18 protein-coding genes are annotated in these 26,066 nt (G+C 35.0%); 6 read left to right on the top strand and 12 right to left on the bottom strand.

Annotation, left to right across the window (positions count from 1 at the left end):
• Positions 1-123: 123 nt before the first annotated feature.
• Positions 124-969 carry a phosphoserine phosphatase gene (locus tag Q0W25_RS00245; RefSeq protein WP_298517414.1) on the top strand — a complete coding sequence of 282 codons (846 nt, stop codon included), beginning with the start codon at positions 124-126 and terminating at the stop codon, positions 967-969.
• Here Q0W25_RS00245 and Q0W25_RS00250 read toward each other — a convergent pair.
• From Q0W25_RS00250 to Q0W25_RS00265, 4 genes are all read right to left on the bottom strand, one after another.
• A complete protein-coding gene (locus Q0W25_RS00250) occupies positions 966-1,247 on the bottom strand; it encodes a zinc ribbon domain-containing protein (RefSeq protein ID WP_298517417.1) in 282 nt (93 codons plus the stop codon). The two genes, Q0W25_RS00245 and Q0W25_RS00250, sit on opposite strands and share 4 nt — an antisense overlap.
• A gap of 52 nt (positions 1,248-1,299) precedes the next feature.
• A complete protein-coding gene (locus tag Q0W25_RS00255) occupies positions 1,300-2,541 on the bottom strand; it encodes a bifunctional 5,6,7,8-tetrahydromethanopterin hydro-lyase/3-hexulose-6-phosphate synthase (protein WP_297827853.1) in 1,242 nt (413 codons plus the stop codon).
• 52 nt (positions 2,542-2,593) lie between these two features.
• Positions 2,594-4,420 carry a threonine--tRNA ligase gene (locus Q0W25_RS00260; RefSeq protein ID WP_298517420.1) on the bottom strand — a complete coding sequence of 609 codons (1,827 nt, stop codon included), beginning with the start codon at positions 4,418-4,420 and terminating at the stop codon, positions 2,594-2,596.
• Between the two features lie 207 nt (positions 4,421-4,627).
• Positions 4,628-14,578: an Ig-like domain repeat protein gene (locus Q0W25_RS00265; protein ID WP_298517423.1), complete on the bottom strand. Its 9,951-nt coding sequence runs from the start codon at positions 14,576-14,578 to the stop codon at positions 4,628-4,630.
• Between the two features lie 397 nt (positions 14,579-14,975).
• Here Q0W25_RS00265 and cfbB point away from each other — a divergent pair, with 397 nt between their 5' ends.
• Both cfbB and Q0W25_RS00275 read left to right on the top strand, forming a co-directional pair.
• The gene (cfbB, locus tag Q0W25_RS00270) at positions 14,976-16,325 is read left to right on the top strand and encodes a Ni-sirohydrochlorin a,c-diamide synthase (RefSeq protein WP_298517426.1); all 1,350 of its coding nucleotides are present in this window, start codon (positions 14,976-14,978) and stop codon (positions 16,323-16,325) included.
• Position 16,326: 1 nt separating this feature from the next.
• On the top strand, positions 16,327-17,388 hold the full coding sequence (locus tag Q0W25_RS00275; RefSeq protein ID WP_298517429.1) for an oligosaccharide repeat unit polymerase family protein: 1,062 nt from the start codon (positions 16,327-16,329) through the stop codon (positions 17,386-17,388).
• Here the strand turns inward: Q0W25_RS00275 and Q0W25_RS00280 are convergent.
• Positions 17,374-18,273, bottom strand: a complete 900-nt coding sequence (locus Q0W25_RS00280; protein WP_298517432.1) for a restriction endonuclease — start codon at positions 18,271-18,273, stop codon at positions 17,374-17,376. The two genes, Q0W25_RS00275 and Q0W25_RS00280, sit on opposite strands and share 15 nt — an antisense overlap.
• Before the next feature lie 132 nt (positions 18,274-18,405).
• On the opposite strand from Q0W25_RS00280, the gene surE reads away from it, so the two are divergent.
• A complete protein-coding gene (gene surE / locus Q0W25_RS00285; RefSeq protein WP_298517435.1) occupies positions 18,406-19,182 on the top strand; it encodes a 5'/3'-nucleotidase SurE in 777 nt (258 codons plus the stop codon).
• A 5-nt stretch (positions 19,183-19,187) separates the two neighbouring features.
• Here the strand turns inward: surE and Q0W25_RS00290 are convergent, their stop codons facing one another.
• The gene (locus Q0W25_RS00290; protein ID WP_297826023.1) at positions 19,188-19,331 is read right to left on the bottom strand and encodes a hypothetical protein; all 144 of its coding nucleotides are present in this window, start codon (positions 19,329-19,331) and stop codon (positions 19,188-19,190) included.
• A gap of 79 nt (positions 19,332-19,410) precedes the next feature.
• On the opposite strand from Q0W25_RS00290, the gene Q0W25_RS00295 reads away from it, so the two are divergent.
• On the top strand, positions 19,411-19,617 hold the full coding sequence (locus tag Q0W25_RS00295; protein WP_297826026.1) for an LSM domain-containing protein: 207 nt from the start codon (positions 19,411-19,413) through the stop codon (positions 19,615-19,617).
• Positions 19,618-19,619: 2 nt separating this feature from the next.
• Here the strand turns inward: Q0W25_RS00295 and Q0W25_RS00300 are convergent, their stop codons facing one another.
• The 5 genes from Q0W25_RS00300 to Q0W25_RS00320 all read right to left on the bottom strand — a co-directional run bounded on the left by Q0W25_RS00300 (position 19,620) and on the right by Q0W25_RS00320 (position 24,506).
• A complete protein-coding gene (locus Q0W25_RS00300; RefSeq protein ID WP_298517439.1) occupies positions 19,620-20,624 on the bottom strand; it encodes a methanogenesis marker 12 protein in 1,005 nt (334 codons plus the stop codon).
• A 50-nt stretch (positions 20,625-20,674) separates the two neighbouring features.
• On the bottom strand, positions 20,675-21,667 hold the full coding sequence (ilvC, locus tag Q0W25_RS00305; protein ID WP_298517442.1) for a ketol-acid reductoisomerase: 993 nt from the start codon (positions 21,665-21,667) through the stop codon (positions 20,675-20,677).
• 128 nt (positions 21,668-21,795) lie between these two features.
• Positions 21,796-22,323 carry a carbonic anhydrase gene (locus Q0W25_RS00310; protein ID WP_297826032.1) on the bottom strand — a complete coding sequence of 176 codons (528 nt, stop codon included), beginning with the start codon at positions 22,321-22,323 and terminating at the stop codon, positions 21,796-21,798.
• 2 nt (positions 22,324-22,325) lie between these two features.
• Positions 22,326-22,811, bottom strand: coding sequence for an acetolactate synthase small subunit (gene ilvN / locus Q0W25_RS00315; RefSeq protein WP_297826033.1), 486 nt, complete (start codon positions 22,809-22,811; stop codon positions 22,326-22,328).
• Positions 22,812-24,506, bottom strand: coding sequence for an acetolactate synthase large subunit (locus tag Q0W25_RS00320; RefSeq protein WP_298517446.1), 1,695 nt, complete (start codon positions 24,504-24,506; stop codon positions 22,812-22,814).
• A gap of 91 nt (positions 24,507-24,597) precedes the next feature.
• On the opposite strand from Q0W25_RS00320, the gene Q0W25_RS00325 reads away from it, so the two are divergent.
• The gene (locus tag Q0W25_RS00325) at positions 24,598-24,930 is read left to right on the top strand and encodes a DUF2085 domain-containing protein (RefSeq protein WP_297826037.1); all 333 of its coding nucleotides are present in this window, start codon (positions 24,598-24,600) and stop codon (positions 24,928-24,930) included.
• 27 nt (positions 24,931-24,957) lie between these two features.
• Here the strand turns inward: Q0W25_RS00325 and argF are convergent, their stop codons facing one another.
• A complete protein-coding gene (argF, locus tag Q0W25_RS00330; protein WP_297826039.1) occupies positions 24,958-25,866 on the bottom strand; it encodes an ornithine carbamoyltransferase in 909 nt (302 codons plus the stop codon).
• Positions 25,867-26,066 lie beyond the last annotated feature (200 nt).

The raw sequence follows: 26,066 nt of genomic DNA on the forward strand, positions 1-26,066 counted from the left end.
TTTATCAATTATTATTAATAAATATTATTAAAGTATTACTTAATTACCATATTTCTATAAAAAAGTAATAAGTAACTTTATTAAATCAAAAAAATAAAATATACTATATAATAGGGGATTAGTATGAAATTCGGGAAAGGTACTGTAAAAAAATATTCTAGGGAGTATAATAGAACTCTAAAAAACGGTGAGAGAAAGAAATATATCACAGAACAGATTCAAATTACAGTTCCTAAAAATGAAGACATCTATCAAAACGAGGAAGAAGTTCTAATCATCCCCCAAAGTGAAATTGAAAATTTTAAAAGTATAGAGGAAGAAAACGAAGCTTTAAAAATAGCTAACTATCTGCATGTAGAGGAAGTGAAGGAATTGGTAGAACAGCTTAATAACCCATCTACATTGGAATACGAAAAAGAGATTGAAAAACTTAAAAACGAACTTGAAGAAAAAAACAATGCTTTGAATAAAATCCAAAATAAATTTGATAATTTAAATGAAGATAACATCAATGTTTTGAAAAAAGAAAACGAAGACATAAAAGACAAACATTCCAAGCTGATTATTGAAAATGAAAATCTTAAAACCAAATTCGTAAACATTAAAACCGAGAATGAAAATCTTAAAACAAAATATTCAAGCATTAAAGAAGAAAATAAGAATCTCAAAAATAAATGTTCTACCCTAAAAGAAGAAAAACGGGACATGAAAGATAGTTTTGATAAAATTACCGATAAGTACGATCAGCTAAAGCATGAAAATATAAGCACAAGAACCAGTTATGCTGAAATTTACGAGCAGAACGAAGGCTTGGAAAAGGATTATGATTCCCTGCGCTTGGAATATAATGAACTGGTCGATAAATACAATGAATTAGAAGAAGAGCTATATAACATTAAAAATACAAAAAATCATGATGAATATATAGCCAATAAAGTTAAAGAATTTATTTTAAAAAGCAGGACTTAAAGAGTCTTATAATCATCCTGGAATTCAGGATTCCATCTTTTTAAGCCTGGAATGAAAGTGGCGGTTATTGCTGTTGCGTGAGTTTCAGGTAACCTATCATTTTTTGCCATCATCTCTTTTGTTTTTCTGACAATCATCTCTTCCAGAGTTATGTCAGGTTCTGTATACTCTCCGTTTTGATAACAATCAATGCAAAAGTCCGGGTTTAAACTTCCATCTTTGTTGGTTCCATAATCCTCTTTCACAATAGGTCTCCCACATGAATTACAAAAACCCATAATAAAAACTCCTTAAAAAAAAATAGTTGTAAATTAGAATGAATCTAATTTACTAGTCATCTTTTACTTCAATGTTTTCGTCTTCATCCATGGCAAGTCTCATGTTGTCTGGATCTGGGTCGAAATGCTCTAAGAAGTCTTGAGCAGCTCTTCTTACATCTCTTGAACCGATAATGTATCTACCTGCAATAATGATGTTTGCACCTTTTTCGATAGCTTCTTCAACATTATTAGGTTTGATACCACCAGCAACAGCAACAAGACCTTTGTCACCGAGGAGTTTCTTAATGTCTTTAATGTTACCCCATTCGGTCATGTCACTAGTGTCTTCACCATGTTCAGCTCTGTAGGTTTCCATGTCAACATTTCTGTGTAACAATACAATATCCGGTTTTAAATCTTCAGGAAGTTTTGCTAATTTCTTTTCAAATCCTGCTACGTTCATCATATCAAGGATAGAGTAAATACCTTGTTTTTGAGTTTCGTGGATAGCTTTAGCAATTGATTCAACAGTACCGAGACCGGAAATAGCTACTGCATCAGCTGTTTCATCTGCAGCCATTTTAACTTCTACACGACCGACGTCTAAAGTTTTCAAGTCTGCAATAATGAATGCATCAGGACGTAAGCTTCTAATTTTACCGATGATTCCAACACCGAATTTTTTAACAAGTGGAGTACCTGCTTCGAGTAAGATTCTGTCATTGTCCGGAAGATCATTGATAATTCTTTCCATTGCAGCTTCATTATCCAAGTCAAGTGCAACTTGCAAGTAAGGTGGTGACCAAAGCTTTTTGACTTTGAATCCCATGATTGGGTGAGTTCCACGGTCTTTTTCTGCAAGTACTTTTTCGATGGATGGGTATCCTTCCATTGCTCTTCTGATTGCTAATTTAGTTGCGCCGTAGTTGTATTGGTAGATTTTTCTGAAATCTTTTGCGGAAGGGTCGATGAATACGCTGACATTAATAACAATGTCTTCAACTATTTCTTTTGGAATGTATCCGTCTTCTACTGCATCAGCTACTGCTCTTGCAACAGCGGTTTGAGCAGGTCCGAAGATTTTGCTTGCATCATCTAAATCTCCAACAGTTACTTTAGGAATAATTAAAGTAGCTGGTTTGGTCATTAAGTTAGGTCTAATTACACTTGTTAAAGGAGTGTGGCCTACAGAAAGGTTAGATAAACCATTAGCGAAAGCTTGACCGACTGGTCCAAATTTATCACCGATTAATAAATCAATGTGTGCTAATTCAGGGCCGTCTCCAATAAGAGCTTCTCCTATTTTATACATTGGGTCCATTAAATTTCCTCCATATTATAATATAAATTTTATTTTAAATAAACTATTGGAAGTTAATCCTTTTTGAGATATCTTTTGGTAAAGGTAATCTTCTGAAAGGTTTTCCTTCACATTTAGCATTAATTTCAGATATTAAATCATCAACTGTCATGTCGACTTTTTCACCGGTTTCACGAACAGTGACTTGGAATTTACCGGATTCAACTTCGTTGTCACCGACTACAAAAATGTATGGAATCCATTCCTTAGCAGCGTTACGGATTTTTTTACCTACGCTTTCATCCCTATCGTCGATGTCTACACGGATGTTTGCTGCATTGATTTTTGCATAGAGCTCTTCAGCATATTCCTTGTGGCTTTCTCCGACAGTCAATATTCTTGCTTGAATTGGACTTACCCAAGTAGGAAGCATCGGAGCTTTTTCATTTATTTCAATAGCTGTCTTTTCAAGCATTGCACATAAAACCCTTTCAATACTTCCGGTTGGTGAAGTGTGCAGGATTGTTGGGTTATGTTGCTCGCCGTCTTCTCCCAAATAGGTAATGTCAAATCTTTTACCACTTTCTACATCAATTTGAACTGTTGGGTTTTCGATTGGACGGCCTAATGCATCAATATTGGCTAAATCTATTTTACATACCCAGTAGTGATGTCTTTCAGGCAAGATTTCTAAAAGAATAGGTTTATTGAATTTGCGAGCAATTTCATACATCCACTCTTCATTTTCTTCAAAGAAGTCTTGTGTTGCTCTAAAAATTACTTCAAAGTCAAGATTCAAATCCTTACCGGTTTGCATACACATGTCTGTTTGAGCGGAAAACTCTTCCAAGGAGGAAGGTACATCGCAACAGAATGAGTGGCAGTCAGGCATGGTAAATGCCCTTAATCTTTTAAGACCAACAACTTCCCCTTTTTTCTCATAACGGAAACTGTATCTGGTTAATTCGAAAATTTTAGCAGGGAAATTTTTCCATGTCAAATATGAATCAGACATTAATCTGAATGCTCCAAAACAAGCTGCAAACCTGAGCATTAAGTTCTTTTTGGTGTCTGTCCTGTATTGTCTTTCACCAAATTTATAAGCATGTTCATAAATTGCTTGATTGTCCAAATCATAGAAGATTGGAGTTTCAACAGGCATTGCTCCACGCTCAACAGTCAAGTCATAAACATAATCGGCAAGCAAATCCCTGATTAATTTACCTTTTGGATACCATCTGAGGTTTCCAACATCAGAAGCAGGTTCATAATCGCAGATTTCCTTTTCTCTCATTAATTTGACGTGAGGAGGTTCGCCTTCATCAGATGCACCACGACCAAGCTCATAGTCAACAAGCTGTTTGAAAGCATGATTTTCAAAGTTGAAATCATCAATTTGAGTGATTTTATCGCCTTCAAGAATTTGCCAGGTTGAAGGTTTTCTTTCAACTTTTGCATCCTCTTCATCAGCAGCAGTGATTGTTCTTGAAAGCTCACTTAACGGATGGCCTTTGCATGAAATTTCAAATGCCTTATACCATCCAAAAGGCACTCTTTTAACGTTATAGTTTTCATCAAGGAGTGCTTTTTCTGCATCCTTCAAGATATTTACTGCAACCTTAGGTGAACTCAATGATGAAGACAAGTGGGCATATGGATATAACACTATGTTTTCAGCTTTAACTTGATCATTGGTTTTCTTAATTTCGCTTACTAGGTTTTTAACAATACCTTCAGGATTATTTTCATCGTCTTTTTCAACAGCTGTAAACACTACAAGAGAATCATCGAAGGAACCTTCCATTTTGGCTTCTTCAATCTCTTCGGCTACAGGTGTTTTGTTCTTTACATTGTAATTTAAATAATCAGAATGAATAAGAAGTATTCTCATTTAATCACCATATATTAATGATTAGATTTTTATTTTTAATATTATATAAAAATATAGTTGCTTGAAAAATCAGATTTGAAATTTTTAATAATAGGTGTTTTTTAGTGAAATAAAAAAAGCTATGCTATTAAAATTATGTTTTAACACTAAAAATAAAAAAACAAGAAAAATGGGGATAATAAAATAATTCCCCCACTTTTTTAAAATTTAATCTTTTACAATGTTTATTGTGCCCCAATAGGATGCCTTTTTGTAGTTCACGTCCTCAAAGAGGAGAGTGAACGCATTGCTGCCGACATTGAATTTCACACTGCCGACATTGAATATTACGACACCATTGCTGTTGGTCTTGGCAGTAATGGTTTTACCACCAATATTGATAGAGACCTGTTTTCCGCCGATACCTTTATCTTTACTGTCTTTTAAAGTAGCAGTGATCTGCTTCTTGCTTTCACTGACTTTATAAGATGCTTTGATTGGTTTTACATCGACAAATTTTGATGGCTCTTTCATCGCATTGAACCAGACAGCATAGGTGGAAGGCCTATATTGGGAATCTCCTCTAAAGATAAGACGTGAGAAAATCTTATCTGCATGTATAAGCATTTCTGTAGTAAGTTGGATTTGTCCCCATCCGTCTTTTCCGGTTTTTACGTAATAGACCTTACTGTGCACACTGAATTCAATAGTCCTGCCGGCGATACCATTACCCTCTTTATCAACCAATCTGAATTTATATAACTGACCATAATTGAAGATAAATGGTTTATATACCGGTTTGATGTAACTAGCTATTCTTACTAATTTGACACTTCCTGTAGCATTGCTTGGCAGGAATTTGTTATTTCCTTCGTAAGAAGCGACAATTGAATAGGTTTTAGCATCTAAATTCTTAAATTTAAATACTGCAACGCCATCAACTACAGTAGCTGTACTGTTTTTATTATTGAATGTTAGAGTTACACTTCCGCCATCAACAACTTCAGTGGAATTAACATTTACTGTAATTTCAACATCGAATCCATCCACAGTTACGTTGATAGTTGTGTTGGTTGGAGCTTTTTCCATGTTTAAAGAAGTGGAACAGGTTTCATTGGAATAGTTGTCATCACCTAAATAAGTGACAGTTACATTATGTGGACCTGGACTTAAATCGGAAATGGCTGCTTTAGCAACACCATTTTCAATTTCAGCAAAATTAGCTGGCTTATCATCAACCTTGATTAAAACATAGCCTGTTGCATCGTCAGGAACATCAACAGTGACGTTTACATCATCAAGAACAGTGCCCACTTCAACACTAACGTTCATGTTTGGTTCAGCTTTAGTAACTTCTAAAGTATTATTGCCAACAGATTCTGCGAATATCTCATCACCCTCGTAATATGCAGAAACTGTATGATTGCCCACAGCCAATCCAGAAACCGGCATTGTTACAGTGCCGTTTACAAGGTCTAGCGGATCATATGCTATTCCATCAATTACAATGGTCACACTGCCTGTAGGATATTCAGGCACAACGCTTGCAGCATCATTTGCTTTTTCAATTGTATTATTGTCCTTATCGATATAGACGGTCACATCAGAATCACCAAATTTAGGCACAACAGTTACGGTAACGTTAGCAACATCACCGACTTTGTTGTTTTCTGATGGAGTAACGACGACTTCAGTATCGATTGGTAAAACGAATACGCCTACATATGTATTTACTCCAGTGTATTTGTCATCACCTGAGTAAATGAATGGTAGATTGTCATAATCGCCAACATCCAAGACAGGAAGCATTATAAGAACTTCACCATCATCAAGAACTCCAGTATATGGTACGCCATCAACTATGACAGTAACATTACCTGTTGCATCCTCATAGAAAATTTCCATTATTACGCTGGAATTTGTACCGTATGGGCCAATGGAACCTAAGCGGCGCACATCACTTTCTGTAAGGTTGACTTTAACTCTAATACTGTAATTCATGATCTCTGAAGCATTATAGTTATCGTCACCGGTATATTGTACACCGACAATATGAGTGCCGTTGGTCAAATCTTCAATAATGATTTCATCGCCAACATTGAAAGTTCCATATTCTTTGCCATCAACATAAACTTTTATTTCACCAGTTGCATCACTAGGATCAACAGTCACTGTTACAGTGACATTATCTCCTTCTAAAGCTTCACTAGGAACGTCAGCACTAATGGATGCAGCAGCTTTGGATACATTGAATAAGTCACTGGCATTTGAAGCACCATAATTAATGTCGCCTTCAAATACTGCAGAAGCGTTATAATTATCACCCACAGCCAATCCAGTTACATTTGCTGATCCTTTACCATTTTCAATTGCAATATTATAAGTTTTTCCGTCAATAGTTACAGCAACTACAACATCAGTTACATTGTTGCCCGCTTTATCGGTTAATGTAGCTTCAATTATAGCATCTTCGCCATAAGCAATGTTTTCAACATTGATTGTTAAGACTGTTTCCGCTTTAACTGCAAATATGGTTGAATTAATCACTTTGTTGTAATTTTGATTGGAGAATATTGCAACAGCACTGTATAGTCCTGCCGGTAAATCAGTTACATTGAATGTAGCAGTACCGTTAACAGTGGTTACATTGTATTCTGTGTTATTTACAATTACTGTGAATGTTTCATTTAATTTCACATTGTTTAAACCATATAATTCAACAGTTACGGTTGCATTTTCACCCTGAAGAATGTCATCTACTGTTACGATTAAAGTAGCGTTTCCTTTAGGAACATCCAGAATACCGATGTAGGTTACTAAATTGTCGGTAGTTGCATAAGTCATGTTGACAATTTTTTGACCTCCAATTTCAACAGTGTAGTTGGCTTCATACAATGCTGTTTCGGCATTATAAACTGTGGATAAAGCCACTCCATCAACAACTATTTGGAATTTATCGTCGTTAATCAAGTTACCGTTATCGTCTGTGACTTTAGCAGTAATTACTACTTTCTCACCTATTCTAGCAGGAACAGTAGTGTTGCCTAAAACAATAATATTAATTGTGGAATTGATTGTACCGCCACTTACTATTTCTGCTTTAGTGGATGATATGGTGTTATTGAATAAACTTAATACAGTCTCATCAGTGCTATAAATGGTACTGCCATCACCAGCCTTATTGCCATTGAATGTACAATCATAGATATTTGTAATACTTTGAAGATTATAAATAATTCCAGTAGATTCAGCGGTGTTATCAGTGAAAGTGGAATTAAATATTTCTAAAGGTCCAAATACAACATATATTGCACCACCTTCATGAGCACTATTGTTAATGAATTTGGAATTAGTTATAACAGTATCTATGCCTGCAGAGATAGCGCCAGCAGAGCCTCCATCTTCTTCAGAATTCATAGCAACATTGTCAGTGAATACACAATTATCAATATTGATACTACCATGACCTATCCAGATAGCACCACCTTCACCGCCATCGAGTTGATTTCCACTAGCGGTATTGTTAGTGAATACAGAATCGGTTACAGTAAGGTTTGCATTATCAATATTGATTGCACCACCCGCAAATCCAGTATTGTTATCAAATGTGCTGCGGGTTATGGTAAGATTACCACCATCACTACTTATAGCACCCCAACCGATAGTTGTATATTTATTATCATTATTGATGAAAGTACAATCATTAATGCTTAATTCTGTGAAAGTACGAATAGCGCACATAGAATCTGCAAATGTAATGTTATTGAAAGTTACTACACCATCAGCAGCATTAACTTGGAAAATTCTTGACACAACACTACCGTTTATGGTGTGATTATTACCGTTGATTGTCAATGTACTATTGATTGGTATAGCATAAATGTATTCATGATCGAATTCCGCATAATAAGCAAAGTCATAAGTTAAGTTCAACACGCCATCATGATTTGCGATAGCATCTAGAATTTTTCCAGCCAAATCAGTGAAAGTACCTTTAATGTTTCTTAAAGTTGCAGTTTTAACGATTAAGTTTTCCTCAACAGGATAAGTCATGTTAGCAACATAAACACCTAAAACATCATTGGTGTAGGTTCCTTGGTATAAACCTGAAGTACTGTTAAATACAGCATGTACAATGGTTCCATTAATGTCAAAGTCGAAGTTGATATCCTTAATTAAGTTATTGTTATCATCTGTTACTTTAGCAGTGATTAAAACTTCATCAATAAAGTCCACAGTCATATTATTTAAAACAACAACATTAATCTCAGAAACAATAACACCATAATAATCACCAATGTCCGCGCTTGTTGAACTGATTGTGTTATTGGATAAAGCTAATTTACCATCGTTTGAAATAGCATTACCCCATTCGGCAGTATTACCACTAAAGTCTGAATCTTTAACAGTTACAACAGCATCTCCACCAGTCCAAAGGTATACAGCACCACCATCACTAGCAGTGTTGTCAGTGAAAGTACAATTGTCAATCAATGAATCCTGATCAACACCAGCAAAACTTACAGCACCACCAGTATTAGCAGAGTTAGCAATGAAAGTAGAATTAGTAATACTAGCCTTAGCACCACTAGGGAATACCACAATTGCTCCACCTTGAGTATTAGAAGTACCAGAACTTCCAACACCAACACCCTTGTTGTTTTCAAAAGTACAATTATCAACAACTAACTCAGATGACTCAACAAATATTGCACCACCGAAAGTAGCGTTGTTACCCTCAAACTTGGTGTTTTCAACAGTTAAGGTGTAAGGATTATTATTCATATATCCAAGAGAGCTTATAGCTCCACCCCAGGAACCAGTGTTGTTAGCGAAGTAAGAGTTATTAATTAAAGTGTCACCAGAAGTTACAACAACACCGACAAGCAAGTCACCAGCATTGCCGTTACGGATGACAATATCCTTAACGCTGTTGGTAATGTTAGTGTTATTAATAGTTAAAGTACCATTCAAGTTGTAAATAGCAGCTCCACCATTATCATCATTTCTAGTACGGAAAGTAATATCATTCTTATCAAATACGCAATGGTCAACATTTAAAGTACTTTCAGAATAGATTGCACCACCACGATAAACAGCAGTGTTATCAGTGAAATTGGAATTGGATATCTCCGCAGATGCAAATGCAAATTCTATAGCACCACCATAATCAGCACTGTTGTTGGTGAAGTTAGAATTATTTATAATAACATGACCACTTGAACTGATAGCACCACCTTTAGGAGCATACTCAGGAGAAACTGCGCTAGTAGATGCAATATTGTTAGTAAATACACAATTATTCACAGTAAGTGTTTGCTCCTCATTACCAGCGCTGATAGCACCACCAGTACCGGAATCAATACCGTCTCCAACAGCTTTATTGTCAGTGAATACACAGTTAGTCAGTGTAACATTAGCACCTTCTACATCTATTGCACCACCATCTCTAGCAGTATTATTAATGAATACGCTATCAGTTATTACAAGTTCACCGGTGAAACTACTTATAGCACCTCCCTCGTCATAGCCACCATCATAGTAATCGGTATTGTTGATGAATGCACAGTTATTAATAATTAATTTAGAAGTAGTCAAAACAGCACCAGCATAAGCGTTTGCAAATGTAACATTATTGAATGTTGCGACATTTTCAAGCTGAATATTGAAAATTCCAGATAAATTACTACCGCTTATAGTATGATTATTACCATTGACTGTTAATAATGAAGTTCCTTGAATAACTATGCCCTCAATATAAACCTCATCAATCTCAGGAGTGTATGCAAAGTCATAAGTTAAGTTCAACACGCCATCATGATATAAGATTGCATCCGTAATCTTTCCAGCTAAATCGGTGAAAGTACCTTTAATGTTTCTTAAAATTCCAGTTTTAAGGACATTGTTTGTTAAACCAGTGATTCCACTATAATTGGCACTTACTAAATAGTTACCTAAAGCTTCAGGAGTAAATGCTACTTCATAGACATATTCGTCAGATAATGTCGCATTGGTTTTATAACCAACAGCATCGATCAATACTGTCATATTGAAAGTATCGAAACCTGTAATCTTGTTGTTGTTGTCATCTAGAACAACCACATCGATAGTTACCGGAGCATCGGATACGACTTTGGTTTCATTGTTAAGTACAACAGTGTATGTCTGGGTAGTAATGGTTCCCAAGTTGTTGTATATTGCGTTTGATATTGTATTTCTGGATAAAGCTAAAGTTCCATCATTATAAATGGAATGACTATTTTCATTGCATTTGTTGTCTGTAAATTCAGAAATGGAAATAGTGGCTTGCTTAGCTTTGACAATGTAAACTGCTGCACCTTGAGTTGCATTGTTACCTGTTAAAGTGGAATCTGTAAGGATTAAATTACCGTTATCATAGATGGCTCCACCTAACTTAGCGGAGTTTTCATCAAATACTCCATTATCAATGTTTAGAGCTTTTTGTGTGTATATAGCTCCACCGTTTGCAACTGCCTTATTTGAAGTGAAGTTAGAATAGACCATGCCAACATTTGCATTTGCCCAAAGTGCTCCACCATTACTGCCTGCAGTATTCATGTCGAATTTTGAATTTTTGATATTTGTATGAGCTTGATTACCAAGCCAAATAGCTCCACCAGTAGTTTTTGCACTATTTGAAGTGAAATTAGAGTCTGTAATGGTAGATGCACCATAAGCATTTATAGCTCCACCAGATGTACTTCTTGCTACATTAGATGTAAATGAAGTGTTGGTGATTGTAAGTGCTCCATTGTAAATAGCTCCACCACTGTTAGCCTCATTTTCTGTGAATTTTGAATTATCAATGGAAAGTGTCCTAGCTTGAACAAGTGCAATAGCTCCTCCATTGTTAGTTGTTGCAATATTTTTGGAGAATTCGGAGTTATTGATTTTATTATTGTACTGATTATAATAAATTGCACCGCCCATATAATTAGCTTCGTTATCTTCGAAAACACATGAATCAGTTAAAGAGTATTGATTATTGTAATAGATGGCCCCACCTTCATAATTTGCATAATTCTCTTTGAAAGTGGAATTGGCAACTATTGTTCCATAATGTTCATCACGGATTGCTCCACCTAGATTTTTGCCTCTGTTGGTTGTACTTAAAACACGATTTTTAATGAATACGGAATCGTTGATTAGTATTTGAGCATCATTAGAAATTCCGCTTCCAATAAGAATAGCACCACCAGTATACTCAGCAAAGTTTTCCTCAAAGGTACAGTTATTTATAATACCAGTAGTTTTATCACCACCCATAGCTATGGCACCACCACAACTGTTTAAAGTGCCTGCACTACCGGTTCCTCTAACCTCATTGCCTTTAAAGGTACTGTTTTTAACGTTAAATGTAGCAGAGTTTATATCAATACCTGCACCATTGTATGCAAAGTTATCAATGAAAGTACATGAGTCAACATCTAAAGTAGCGGCATCATTTTGACCATTGACATTTATTGCTCCACCATAACATGCGGAGTTGTTTTTAAACAATGATCCTTTAACGGTTGCGCTAGAATCCAAAAGTTCTACTGCTGCGCTGATCAAATCGCCTCCATTATTACGGACAACGATATCCTTTACATTGTTAGTGACATTGCTGTTTAAAAGAGTCAAATCACCATTTTTCATAAAGATGGCTGCTCCACCATTTCCATTTATTGCCCTGTTAGTAATGTCATTGCTGTCTAAAAGGGAATTGTTAATGTTAACGGTGCCTTCAGAATAAATTGCACCACCACGATTGGTAGCATTATTATAAATAAATTTCACATGATCAGCATTTAAAGTAGCGCCGGCGTCAACATAAACACCTGCACCATCATCGGCTGCACCGTGACAGATAGTTAAATTGTTCAAAGTCAAAGTAACCCCTTCAATCACTTTGAATATTCTGTATGAATCGTTACCGCAAATAGAATAACCATTACCGTTGATAGTTAAATCAAAAGTGATAACAACTCCTTCAGGGAAATTATCACCGTCATAAGATGTATTATAAGTAAAATTATAAGCTAAATTTAAAGCACCATCAATAGCATTATCTATTTGATATTGCAAATCAGTGTAAGTTCCTTTTATAGGTGTTACCGCTAACTCATATAATTGTTCAATAGCATTGTACTGAGCATTTGCTGCTACGGTAGCCTTAATTTCATAAATTCCCGGAGCCAAACCTTCAAAAGTAGTGCTGCCCACTCCATTTTTAGGAGTAATGGATTTTGTTTCGCCGGCAATAGTGATTTTTACAGCCTGATTTACAGGTGTTCCGTTACGGGAAAGCTTTACATTAACTGTAACAATGCCTGGATAAGTAATATTCTCATAAGTTACTTCCAATAATCTATCTACAGGAATTACAGTGACATAAGCGATTTTTTGAGTTATAAGAGAACTATCAGCATATGGGAAAGTAGCTCTTGTGTTACCCATGTAAATTTGACCTGTTTTAAAAATTTCAATATCTGCTTCATATAATCCTGTTTCTTCATTGAATGTGAGTTTTCCAGGAGAAGAACCAGAAATGACTGATGGACCACACCAGATTCCTATCTTATCATTATAAGTTCTTATTATATTGCCGTTATCGTCAGTTACTTTCGCATTTACGGTGAATGGAGTAAATGCCGGAAGATTATAAGTCTGATTATCGTTGATTGTGATAATAACTTCAGAAGTCATTTTTCCATTCTGACTTAGGTAAATGCCCCAATCATCTTCAATAACATTGCCATCCAATGAGAGGGTTCCTCCGTTGTAAATTGAATTTCCTTGAGGAGCTTCATTGCCTGAGAAATTGGAATCGGATACACTGAGGAAACCTACGTGTACGATTGCTCCCCCTTGTTCAATAGCGGTGTTATCATTGAAATTGCATCCGCTTACCACAGCTGTGTGTTCAGCATCGTCAGTACCGGAATAGATTGCACCACCGATATTTGCACCATTGCCTGTGAAATTAGAATCTTTTATATTTCCTTCAGATTTGGCGCCATCAAATGCAACTCCACCACCGACAGACACATAACCCGGACTGCCGATACCAATTGCCTGGTTATTGATGAAATTACATTTATCAATATTGAATGCACTATCTCCTATATTGATACCTGCACCGTTATACGCCCTGTTATCGGTGAAGTTGGAGTTAGTTACTATTAGCTCGTCCAGTGTATCATCCTGATTGATAATGCTTAATGCGCCACCATAACATGCAGAGTTGTTTTTAAATAAACAGTTGCGTACTGTAGCGCTGCTGTCAACAAGAGCTACAACACTTTCAAGCAAATCACGTTCTTCATCTTCAGTAGTTCTATATTTGAAGTTTTTGCCGTTGTTAATGATTCTAGTATCTAAAAGAGTAAGGAAAGAGTTTTTTACATAAATTGCCGCCCCACCATTAAGCTGGTTTTGAGCACGGTAAGTGACATCGTTTCCATCTAAAACAGAATAATAAATATCAACAAAACCTTCGGAATAGACTGCTCCACCACGATAGACCGCAACATTATTGGTGAAAGTAGTTTGAAGAGAAGTAAAGGAAGAACCTTGGTCAACAAATACGGCACCACCATTATCAGCAGCACCATTAGTTAAAGTTACATCTGATATTTGTAAAAATGAATTATCTGTGACTTTAAAAATTCTATTAGAATCGCTACCACTAATAGTATAACCACTTCCGACAATATACATGTTACTGTCAATAATTATACCATCAGGGAAGTTTTCACCATCATATTCAGGGTCATAAGCAAAGTTATAAGGCAATACTAAACGACCACCGGCAGCCTCTTCAATTTGAGCCTGCAAATCAGTGAAAGTACCAGGTTTAGCATCAATTCCTAAAATTGGATCAGATTCAACGTTTGCAATATCGGAAGTTTGAGTATCATTTTCCAACTTTACATCATTGCCTGCCTGAATATCATCTTCTAAATTAGTTAATGTCTTTTCAACACGATTATCTCCAGAATTGTCATCTCCGATGATGACTTCATCTGGATTATCAATTGTTAATATTCCATCATCATCAGCGCCGACATCATCGATACCGATTACTCCATCAGTATCCGTAGCACTTACGGCACCCATAATTAAAAGAGAAATTAAAACAATTGAAAAAAGCGCACTGAACTTAAATTTCTTCAATTTTAATCCTCCTAAATAAAAATTTTGATCTAAATACACACTAAATATATACAACTTATATTATATTCTAGTTGCTTAATAATATATTAAAAAAGATATTTATATCTTATTAAATTAATCCTATAAAAATTAAAATCAAAATGAATTTAGATAAATATACTACAATTTTTCAAATAAATTATGAATAATATTCATAGTATTTTTTTGGAAGAAATTCATTACACATTAACAAAAAATTCACAATTTAGTTAATTTAAAATGCTTGCTAAATTAAAATTGTAGATTGATTAATTGAAGAATTTCAATTTTTTATAATGCAAAAATACCCATTTTGAAAATTAATGATTAACCTTAAAAAACAAAATTAATTTAAGATAACAGATATAAATTGTAAACTATGAGAATTATTTTAGCAGGAACCGGTAGTGCCGTGGGAAAAACTACAATAGCTACCGGAATAATGAAGGCTTTAAGCGAAAAATTTGATGTCCAACCATTCAAAGTTGGACCGGATTATATCGATCCGTCATACCACACCCTAGCAACTGAAAATACTTCAAGAAACTTGGATTCTTTTTTTATGAAGGAAGGTCAAATTAGAGATTCTTATCTAAAAGCCATGAAACATAAGGATATTGCAGTTATTGAAGGTGTTAGGGGACTTTATGAAGGAATTGACTCAATCAATGATATTGGAAGCACTGCTTCTGTAGCTAAAGCACTTAAAGCACCTGTAATATTAATCATTAACTCAAGAAGCCTAGTTAAAAGTGCTGCAGCTTTGGTATTGGGTTTTAAAGCCCTTGACCCTGAAATAAATATTGCAGGAGTCATCCTTAACAAAGTAAAAAACAAAGCACACTACGAAAAAACTAAAAAATCCATTGAGGAACTTACAAAAACAGAAGTGATTGGTGGAATCATACGTGATGACAATATTTCAATCGAACAAAGGCATTTGGGACTTGTTCCTGCAAGAGAACGTGAAAATTCCTTAAAGTTCATTGATTTATGGAGCGAAGTCATTAAAAATTCAATCGATTTGGACAGATTGGTTGAAATAGCAAAAGAAGCTCCAAAAATCACATCAGACATCATTCCAATCTGGAACAAGCTGAACAATCAAAAAGTTAAAATCGGAATAGCCTACGATGAGGTATTCAACTTCTATTATAAAGAAAATATTGAATCATTGGAGGCCAACAACGCTAAAATAGAATATTTCTCACCATTGAATGATGAAAATCTGCCTGATGTAGATGCATTATACATTGGCGGAGGATATCCAGAATTATTTTCAAAAGAATTGAGTGAAAATAAAACCATGCTAAGCCAAATTAAGGATTTCCATCTTGAAAACCGACCTATTTTTGCCGAATGCGGAGGATTGATGTACCTTATGAACACAATACATGACGATAAGGTAGTTGATATATATCCTTACAAAGCGATTTTAACAGACCGCGTTCAAGCCTTGAAATACACAATAGCTGAAGTGCAGCAGGATAACATCATCTCCAAAAAGGGAGAAGTATTTCACGGTCATGAATTCCATTATTCAAAAGTTATTGTGGATGAATTGAAGCATCCGTTAGCCTTTAAAATTACAAGAGGTACCGGATCCTATGATTTGCAGGATGGATTTATGGAAAAAAACACCCTTGCAAGCTATGTTCACACACATGTGGCCGCAATGCCTAACTTTGGAGGAAACCTAACAATTTCAGCAAAAGAACTTGGGGATTAAAATGAAGATAGAAAAAATTGATTTTTTCCAGCCGGGAATAATTGTAGTTGCAATACTTGCATTTCTTGTAATGGGATACATCGGATCATTCAATTACCGTTTTGAGGATCCATTAAAGCTGGAAGTTATTTTGACAGTCATCTTTGCCTGCATAGTGTTCATAATAGGTTTGGCAATTGTAAAATACAAAATAGATTTTAAACAGACAAAGGAAATTGATTTTTTATCTGAAAGGCTGTTAATAGCTCTTGTTGTAATAGCTTTGCTTTTGCAGACATTGAATCTGGTATTGATTGGAGGCATTCCCCTGTTCAACAGTGTGCTGAAATCAAATGCAACCACCAACATTTGGAGGATAGCTTATCCTCTGTTTTTAATAATGATCAACATCCTGCTTGCAAAGTACTATGACAGAAAATATCTGATTCTTGTCCTATTGGGGGCTTTAATCTTTGGCCTGAACGGTTATAGGACATCCGTTTTAGGAATTCTTGGAAGCTCATTCATTACCCTTTATTATTTGGACAAAATATCTAGAAAGGTTGGAATAGCTTTTATAGCCTTGATTTTTTTAGGAGTGATGGCAATAGGATACATTGCATCCCAATCAATCGCCACCCAACATTGGACCCTGAATCCTTTGGAACTAATCTTTTATAGGGCTGCCTTTACATTGGAAGTATTTGAAAAGATAATTCCATTGGCAGGAAGTACACATGGCCATATTTTAGGCATGATTTTTTCATCAGGAAGTCCAAGAACATTCATCGGTGAATATGTGCTTCACTACACAGTATGCCTAACATCAACATTATTTGGACCGGTTTATCTCGATTTCGGACTAGTCGGCCTTACAATCCAAATGTTGTTCATGGGAATATTTTTAGGGTTAATCTATAAATTAAAAAAAGGAATAGGAATTGGAATTTACTCCATTATCTTAACACACACTGTAATTTGGATAGAAACCGGACCAACAGACATTATGATATGGTTTTTATACCTTTTAGGATTAATTTTAATAGTTTTGAATTTGAATTATATTAATTTAAACAAAAATTAATATAATCAATATTATTAATGAAATAAAGAATACGAATGTTCCTTTAATGACGAAATCACTATTTCTTTCAGTGTATAATGCTAAACCATAAGATAAAGCTAATGCTACAACTAATTCTACCAATCCGGTGATGCCTGCATCCATTCCTAAAAGATTTCCACCAATTAATGCAAGCAGATATGAAATAATTACAACAAGCAAAATCATTCCTATAGGATTATGAATAATTGCAGAAACTATCGGATGGTTAAGGAAACCTGATCTTGGAGCATTATAATTATACAATGTTGTTGGGTATGAACCTCCGGCAGGTTTATTTACCCTGCTCAAAAGTGATGACAATCCAGAGTGCCTATCTTCATCAACCTGCCTATATAATGTATTTGTATAAATAGAAGGATGTTGATTTCTCCTTTGCATTATATATTCCATATCATAGGCATCATATTGATAATCAGGATATTCCTCATCAATATAAGCAGCTGCTCCTCCATCATAAGGAGTATTATCAAGAGTTGTTTGGGAAGTCCTATCTTGATATCTCTTAGCAAGCTCAAGTAAATTGTCCCTGTCCACCAATTTAATATTTTTCCTAAGCGCATAGTTCTTTGCTTGATTGGAAAAATAAGATGAAGAAACAATAGTCACTTTAGATGCTTTTAAGCTTTCCCCTACTTCTTCCATTTCTTTTAAAACATCAACTCCAATTTCAAAAGTTTTTTCATAGTTTTTACATGCAACTACTACACCAAAATCCCCAATTGTTGTTGGCAAGACTGCATAAATATCTATGACTTTTTGCGAGGTTTTAAAATTCTTATAAACCTTGAAACCAGAGTCCTCCATTACTTTTGCTATAAAATTAATCAGTTGTGGTTTTTCCAAGTTTCCACCCTTAGTGTGTTTTTTCATTTAAAAATTAATATTATATTTTATACATTAAATTATTATTAAAGTTTTTTATATTACTCAAAAAACATAAAATTATTTTAACATGATTACATCTTAATTAAATATATGAAAGCGTTGATAAGTAATGACGATGGTGTAACCGCTTCAGGAATTCTTGCTGCCAAAAAAGCAGTAGAAGATTTATGTGATACATATATAGTGGCACCTGAAACACAGCAAAGTGGAATTGGACATGCATTAACACTTTATGAACCGTTAAGATTGAATAAACATATTTTAAGAGACGGCAGTATCGGATATGGAATAAGCGGGACACCGACTGATGCCGTGACAATAGGGCTATTCGAACTGCTCGATGAAAAGCCGGACATCATGATTTCTGGAATAAATACTGGTTTTAACCTTGGTCAGGCCGAACTGACAACATCCGGAACATTGGGAGCTGCAATTGAAGTGGCAAGTTTCGGTATTCCAAGCATAGCCATTTCTCAGGAAGTTGCAAGAGACGACATCAAATTCGAAAATGGGGAAGTGGAAATAGATTTTGATTTTGCAGGAAAAATGCTTAAAAAATTAACTAAAATCGTGCTAAAAAAGGGATTGCCTGAAGGAATTGACTTATTGAATGTGAATATACCTGCCAATCCAGTAAATGAAGAATTTGAAGTTGTAAAATTAGGAAAAAGAATGTACACTCCCGTTATTGACAAACGCTTGGATCCACGTGGAAAGCCTTATTACTGGATAAATGGCGATTTATACGAAGGCGATGGACCTGGAAGCGACAGTTATGAGTTACGAAAAGAACATAAAACTACAGTAACACCATTAAAAATAGATTTGACAAAAAATATGGATTCATTAAAGGGATGGTTTGAGTAAAATACTTATAAATTTAAATCTTTAAGTAATTTATCTCTTTCTTCGCGGAGGTCGTTTAGAATCTTTTCATCTGTGCATCCGTCTTTTTTTAACTGTTCTATTGTTCTTGTGATTGCTTCTAAATTTTCTTCTAATTGATTGATTGCCATAGTATATATTATCAACATTAAAGTATTTAAAGTTGAAACATCAAAATAAAAATAGAATTATAATCAAGGATTTGAAAAAATGAGTTTTGAAAAAGATAATGTAAACAAATTATTTGCCCAATTTAAAAATAAATATGTAACTGTAGATTTAAGAGGCGACTATCAAACAGAAGGAACAATAATCGCTATTGACAATTATCTAAATTTAGTCCTTGAAAATGAAAATGGCCTTGAAACCATTAAAGGCGGAAATATCATCTTCATTAGTTTAAAAGAAGATAAATAATCTTAGATATCGACTTCGATTCCTAAGATTTCCTTTTTACCATTATAAACATCCATCGCTATTTGTGCAGCGCCTATTGCGCCGGATTCTTTAGATATAACTTTTAAAGGATACTTATTTTTAAAGTATTTATTGATTTCGTCTTTAAAGTCAAACGGTTCTGTAGCGCTTCCTATAGACCCAGTTAAAACAATGCCCTCAATTTCATTTTCACATACCACATCAAGACCGGCTATTTCCATAGCAACAGTCATGATTAAAGTATCAATAGCTAATATTGCCTTTTCATCACCGTTTCTATAGTTTTCCAGAAGCTGATCTTTCATGTTTGCGACTTTACCGTCAATGTCTGCAATTTTAATAGCTCCTGCATGTGAAAAACAATCATTGGCAGATGCATTATTTTCATCTATGTCCCTAAGCATCTGTAAATCAAGTGGACCGTGAACAATGCCCATAGCACCTAAACACGCGTCAATTGCGCCTTTTATTTTGCCATCTTCAATTAAAATATCCACGCTGTTAGATGATATGTCGGCTACAATAAAATTGGTCCATCCGGTTTCCTTGATAGCATTATATGAAATGCTTACCTTTTCTGGACTGGCCTGGTGAGAGTATGCTGCTCTAAACAGTTCATTTAATGAAGTGGAATCCTTATGAAGACCCGGAATCATGACAGATGGAATATTTAAATCCTGCAGCTCGGAAAACACTGATGTTCCACCGCCGGTAACCTTTCCTGCACCGCCAATGGACAAAATGCCCCTGTCCTTAACTTTATTAGTCGGTAGAATCTTACTTATTCCATCACCCATTGCATAAGTGATGGCCATTAATTTAACAGATTCCAAATCGACGCGTTTAGTAATCTCTTCACGAGCAGACACTAAACCTTTTTTACTTTCCTCCCTTCCGATTTTAAATACATCAACAACGTCCCCATCATCAGACATTATGCAAAAAGAGATTCCAGTAGTTCCATGGTCCATCCCAATAAATACCATGCTTACCACACTATAAAAAATATAATAAAAAATAGAAGGATTAAAAAGACTTAATCGTCTTTTTGTAATCCGCAAGTTTTTCTAAGTCTTTCACCAACAATTTCGATATCTTTCTGACCTTCAGCAGCTCTCATTTCTTTTAAGTTAGCTCCGCCGGTAGCGTTTTCTTCAGCCCATTGTTTTTTGAAAGTACCATCTTGGATTTCTTTTAAAACTGCTTTCATACCGTCTTTAGCCTCTTGGGTAATGATTCTATTACCTCTGGTTAACCCACCATATTCAGCAGTGTTACTTACATCAGCCCACATTCCAGCAAAACCTTTTTCGTAAATTAAGTCTACAATGAGTTTTACTTCGTGGCAAGTTTCAAAGTAAGCAATTTCAGGTTGATATCCTGCTTCAACTAAAGTGGTGAATCCTGCATTGATTAATTCAGTGATACCACCGCATAAAACAGTTTGTTCTCCGAATAAGTCAGTTTCAGTTTCTTCTTGGAAAGTAGTTTCTAAAACACCTGCTTTAGTTAAACCACAAGCTTTTGCCATACCTAATGCAAGTTGAAAAGCGTCACCGGTTGCATCTTGTTCAACTGCAACGAGACCAGGAATACCGAATCCTTCTTCATAAGTTCTTCTTACCATGGATCCAGGTCCTTTTGGAGCGAACATTACAATATTTACATCTTCACCAGGTTTGATTAAACCAAAGTGGATGTTGTAACCGTGAGAGAATGAAATAGTGTTTCCAGCTTCAACATAAGGTGCAATTTGTTCGTTGTATACTTTTTCTTGGATTTCATCAGGGAGTAAAATGTGAATGATGTCTGCTTCTTTAGCGGCATCTTCTATGGTTTTTACAGTCATGCCATCTTCTTGAACTAAATTCCAAGAACTTCCGTTTTCTCTTACACCAACAATAACATCGGCTCCACTATCAGCCATGTTTCTAGATTGTGCTCTTCCTTGAGAACCATATCCTATTACAGCAATGGTTTTTCCTTCAAGAGCATCAGTATTTACATCTGCATCGTAATACATTTTCATTTAAAATCATCTCTTTGATTTTTTAGTTAATTAATAAAATTAATAGATATCTAAATAAATATCAATATATACTTATTGCCTTTTATATTAATAAAAGTACCTAAAAAAAATAAAATAAAAATAGATGATTAGTAACCATCTACTAAAACTTTCAACTCACCTGTCACAATGTCAATTATAAGACCGTGAACCGGTACATCTGGAATTAATGGGTGATTTTTAATTTTTTCAACGACGTTTTTAACGTTTTCTTCTTCGTCGTCAAACCCGCCAATCCATTCAGCCAAATCATATTTTGCAATATCCTCTTCGGCAATGCCACGAGCAAGCATTTTTTCTTTTAAGGCATCAGCATCAGCACCTGCCATACCACATTCTGTGTGACCTACAACCAATACTTCTTCACAACCTAAGTTATAAAGAGCAGCACCGATTGATCTGATTGCGTCTTCACCGACAATTGAGTTTCCAGCATTTCTAACAATTTTTGCATCCCCTCTTTCAAGGCCTAAGGCAGGTTCGAAAAAGTCAATTAATCTGCAATCCATACAAGTTAGAATAGCTAACTTTTTTTGAGCATGGTGAGACATTTCTTCGCCTTCAAAATTTTCAACAAACTTCTTATTATCTTCTAAAACGTTTTGTAATATTGTCATTTTTATACTCCCCTTGACATAGCTGTAAGACCAGTACGTGCAATTCTTTTAATACCGTAATTTTCTAATAAAGATATGAATGCATTAATCTTTTGCTTATCTCCAGTTAACTCAATTAATAATGTTTCTTCTGTAACATCAAGAATTTTTGCTCTGAAAATATTAGAATATTGCATTATTTCAGCTCTTGCCTTTTCATTAGGAATATTTACCTTTACAAGGCATAATTCCCTTTTGACGGCATTTTTAGTGATATCTTTAATCTTGATAACATCAACTAATTTGTTTAGTTGTTTTGTGACTTGCTCTAAACCCTTCTTATCTGCATGGACTGATATAACCATACGGGATTGGCCTTCCACTTCTGAATTTCCAACAGTGATACTGTCAATGTTAAATCCTCTTCTATTAAACAATCCTGCCACTTTTTGCAAAACACCAGGTTTATCTTCAACCAATGTGGAAATAATATGGTATTCCAAATCCATTTAAATCACATCCTTTTCGAGTTTATACTCACCAATCATTTCATTGATTCCGGCTCCAGGAGGAAGCATAGGCAATGCCTCTTCAGAATCAACAACAACATTTAATAAAATTGGTTCATTATCCTTAATTGCAGAAGCCAATGCTTCTTTAGTTTCACCAGGCTTGGTAATTCTAACAGCGTTTACTCCAAAACTTTCAGCCAATTTAACGAAGTCCGGACTGTTGCCTAGCAAGGTTTGAGAATGTCTTTCATTATATAACAAGCTTTGCCATTGATATACCATTCCTAAGGTCCTGTTTTCTAGAACAACCGCAATAACAGGTATGTCATATTCATGGACAGTAGCCAGTTCCTGACAAACCATCAAAAAGCCCCCGTCACCGTTTATTGATACGACTGGATTATCAGGACATGCAACTTTAGCACCAATAGCTGATGGGAATCCGAATCCCATGGTTCCAAGACCACCTGAGGAAATGAATTTGCGTGGCTTTTGAGTGTCATAGAAATGAGCTGCCCACATCTGATTTTGACCAACATCAGTTGTTAAAATAGATTCCGGAGTCAAAACCTCTGAAATTTCTTTTATTACAGTTTGAGGTTTAAGTGGTACATCATCATAAGTTACTCTTGGAAGCAAATCTTGTTTTCTTTGCTTAATCATTTCTGTCCACTTATTTACATCATCAGAAGCTTTATAACCATCTAAAACTTTATTTAATGATGATAAAATATTGCGAGCATCACCTACAATTGGCAAATCAATATCTACATTTTTACCAATTTCTGCAGGGTCAATATCAATGTGAATAATTTTTGTATCAGGTGCAAAACTGTCTAATCTACCGGTTGTCCTATCAGAGAATCTTATACCAATAGCTATTAATAAGTCAGACTCATTAATTGAATCGTTTGATACTTTTCTACCATGCATACCGAGCATCCCTAAAGCCAAATCATCTGTTTCGTCAAAAGCACCTTTTCCTAAAAGTGAAGTCATTACCGGAGCATTGATTGTTTTTGCGAGTTTATTTAACTCACAGCATGCATTGGATATGATAACACCGGCACCAGCCAAAATCAATGGCTTTTTAGCTTGCCTTATCAAATCACGTGCTTTTTTAATTTGTCTAATATTACCTTTGATTGTAGGGTTATAACCTGGAGTATCTATTAATGAATCATCAAAATTTGTAAGTTCTCCTTCCTGAACTTCTTTTGGCACATCAATTAAAACGGGGCCTGGCCTTCCAGTTTTAGCTATTTCAAAACTAGATTTGACCATAGAAGGTATCAGGTCTGGATTTTTTGGTTGATAACTGTGCTTAGTAATAGGCATTGTAATTCCAATAATATCCGCTTCTTGGAATGCGTCATTACCAATCAAATGAGTTGGAACTTGTCCTGTAATAGCTACAATTGGAGAAGAATCCATATATGCAGTAGCAATACCAGTTACAAAATTTGTTGCTCCCGGACCTGAAGTTGCCACACACACCCCTACACGACCTGAAGCTCTTGCATATCCATCTGCTGCATGAGCTGCGCATTGTTCGTGTCTAACTAATATATGATCCATGTCTGAATCATATAACATGTCATAGAATGGTATGGTTTGTCCGCCAGGATAACCAAATATTGTTTTTACCCCCATATTCTTAAGGGATTCAATTATCGCTTCTCCGCCTCTCATTTTAAAAACCTTTTTATATATTATACTAATAATTTATGATTAGATAAATATATAAAATTATCTTAAAGTCATTATTTTGTGTTGATGAAAAATGAATCCAACAAAATATATTTGTCATAGAAAACCAGAAAGAAGCTTTTTTATTAAGGGCCATCAATTTCCCGTTTGTGCAAGATGCACAGGATTTTATACTGGTTTGGCTGTTTTTTTAGTTTACAATTATTTTTATGGTGTGGAATACAGTTTAAATTTATTTATCTTATCCATAATTCTTTTAATTCCGACAGCTGTTGACGGATTTACACAGCTGTTTGAATTAAGAACAAGCAATAACAACCTAAGATTTGCAACAGGTTTTATAGGTGGAATTGGTCTAATAATATTTTTAAAAATAATAGTATTTTGGTGTTTAAAATTATTGTAAAATCTACTGTATATTAGACAGTAGAATTTAATCTTTCATAAAGTAATACAATACTGCCTTTTGGGCATGCATTCTGTTTTCAGCTTCATCGAAAATTACTGACTGCGGACCGTCAATAACTTCAGATGTTACTTCTTGACCCCTGACTGCAGGCAAGCAATGCATAAAGATAGCTCCCTCATTGGCCAGACTCATTAAATCTGAATTTACTTGGAAAGGAGCAAAGTCTAATTTTCTTTGTTTTGCTTCAGCTTCATCTCCCATACTTACCCAAACATCAGTGTATACAACATCGACATTCTCTAAAGCTACACCAATATCATCACTGACGACAATTTCCGTATTGTTTTCTTTTGCATATTCGAGGGCTGTCTTCAAAATTTCTTCTGAAGGTTCATAACCCTTAGGACAAGCAACAGACATATCCATTCCAAGCAATGGAGCGATTAATAAAAGGGAATTACATACATTATTTCCATCGCCGACGAAACAGATTTTCTTATTTTCAAAAGATCCGAAATGTTCCTTAATTGTAAGTACATCAGCCAATGCCTGACAAGGATGTTCCAAATCAGTCAATCCGCTAATTACAGGCACTTCCGCATGTTCAGCCAACTCGACAACGTCTTCATGCTTGATTGCACGAATCATTATTCCATCAACAAAACGGCTTAAGACTTTTGCTGTATCATAAATAGGCTCTCCCCTTCCCATTTGAAGATCATTTGAAGATAAAAAGATTGCTCTTCCACCTAACTGATACATTCCAACATCAAAAGAAACCCTGGTTCTGGTTGATGATTTTTGAAAAATCATTGCTAATGTTTTACCTTCCAAAGGTTTTTCTTCCATTTCTCCGGCTTTGATTTTACAGGCCAAATCTAAAATATAACTTACATCATCTTTAATGTCTGTTATTGATAACAAACTATCCATACAAATTCCCCTTTAAATAGTATAAAAAAAGATATTTGTAAAATATATATATTAAATGTTTCTATAATTCCATTCTAAATCCTACATTCCAATTGTTGAAATAATAGGAATCTATATGATGAATATGCAAAATAGCTTAATTTGACAAATTCTATGAATTAATAAAACTTTTAAAATCTTCAAATAAATAAAATAAGATA

This window comes from uncultured Methanobrevibacter sp. (assembly GCF_947166415.1).
Lineage (GTDB): Archaea > Methanobacteriota > Methanobacteria > Methanobacteriales > Methanobacteriaceae > Methanocatella.

Bases quoted from the DNA above. Each gene is read 5' to 3' on its own strand.
- Q0W25_RS00245 (WP_298517414.1), top strand. From the start codon at position 124: ATGAAATTCGGGAAAGGTACTGTAAAAAAATATTCTAGGGAGTATAAT.
- Q0W25_RS00250 (WP_298517417.1), bottom strand. From the start codon at position 1,247: ATGGGTTTTTGTAATTCATGTGGGAGACCTATTGTGAAAGAGGATTAT.
- Q0W25_RS00255 (WP_297827853.1), bottom strand. From the start codon at position 2,541: ATGTATAAAATAGGAGAAGCTCTTATTGGAGACGGCCCTGAATTAGCA.
- Q0W25_RS00260 (WP_298517420.1), bottom strand. From the start codon at position 4,420: ATGAGAATACTTCTTATTCATTCTGATTATTTAAATTACAATGTAAAG.
- cfbB (WP_298517426.1), top strand. From the start codon at position 14,976: ATGAGAATTATTTTAGCAGGAACCGGTAGTGCCGTGGGAAAAACTACA.
- Q0W25_RS00275 (WP_298517429.1), top strand. From the start codon at position 16,327: ATGAAGATAGAAAAAATTGATTTTTTCCAGCCGGGAATAATTGTAGTT.
- surE (WP_298517435.1), top strand. From the start codon at position 18,406: ATGAAAGCGTTGATAAGTAATGACGATGGTGTAACCGCTTCAGGAATT.
- Q0W25_RS00290 (WP_297826023.1), bottom strand. From the start codon at position 19,331: ATGGCAATCAATCAATTAGAAGAAAATTTAGAAGCAATCACAAGAACA.
- Q0W25_RS00295 (WP_297826026.1), top strand. From the start codon at position 19,411: ATGAGTTTTGAAAAAGATAATGTAAACAAATTATTTGCCCAATTTAAA.
- Q0W25_RS00300 (WP_298517439.1), bottom strand. From the start codon at position 20,624: ATGGTATTTATTGGGATGGACCATGGAACTACTGGAATCTCTTTTTGC.
- ilvC (WP_298517442.1), bottom strand. From the start codon at position 21,667: ATGAAAATGTATTACGATGCAGATGTAAATACTGATGCTCTTGAAGGA.
- Q0W25_RS00310 (WP_297826032.1), bottom strand. From the start codon at position 22,323: ATGACAATATTACAAAACGTTTTAGAAGATAATAAGAAGTTTGTTGAA.
- ilvN (WP_297826033.1), bottom strand. From the start codon at position 22,811: ATGGATTTGGAATACCATATTATTTCCACATTGGTTGAAGATAAACCT.
- Q0W25_RS00320 (WP_298517446.1), bottom strand. From the start codon at position 24,506: ATGAGAGGCGGAGAAGCGATAATTGAATCCCTTAAGAATATGGGGGTA.
- Q0W25_RS00325 (WP_297826037.1), top strand. From the start codon at position 24,598: ATGAATCCAACAAAATATATTTGTCATAGAAAACCAGAAAGAAGCTTT.
- argF (WP_297826039.1), bottom strand. From the start codon at position 25,866: ATGGATAGTTTGTTATCAATAACAGACATTAAAGATGATGTAAGTTAT.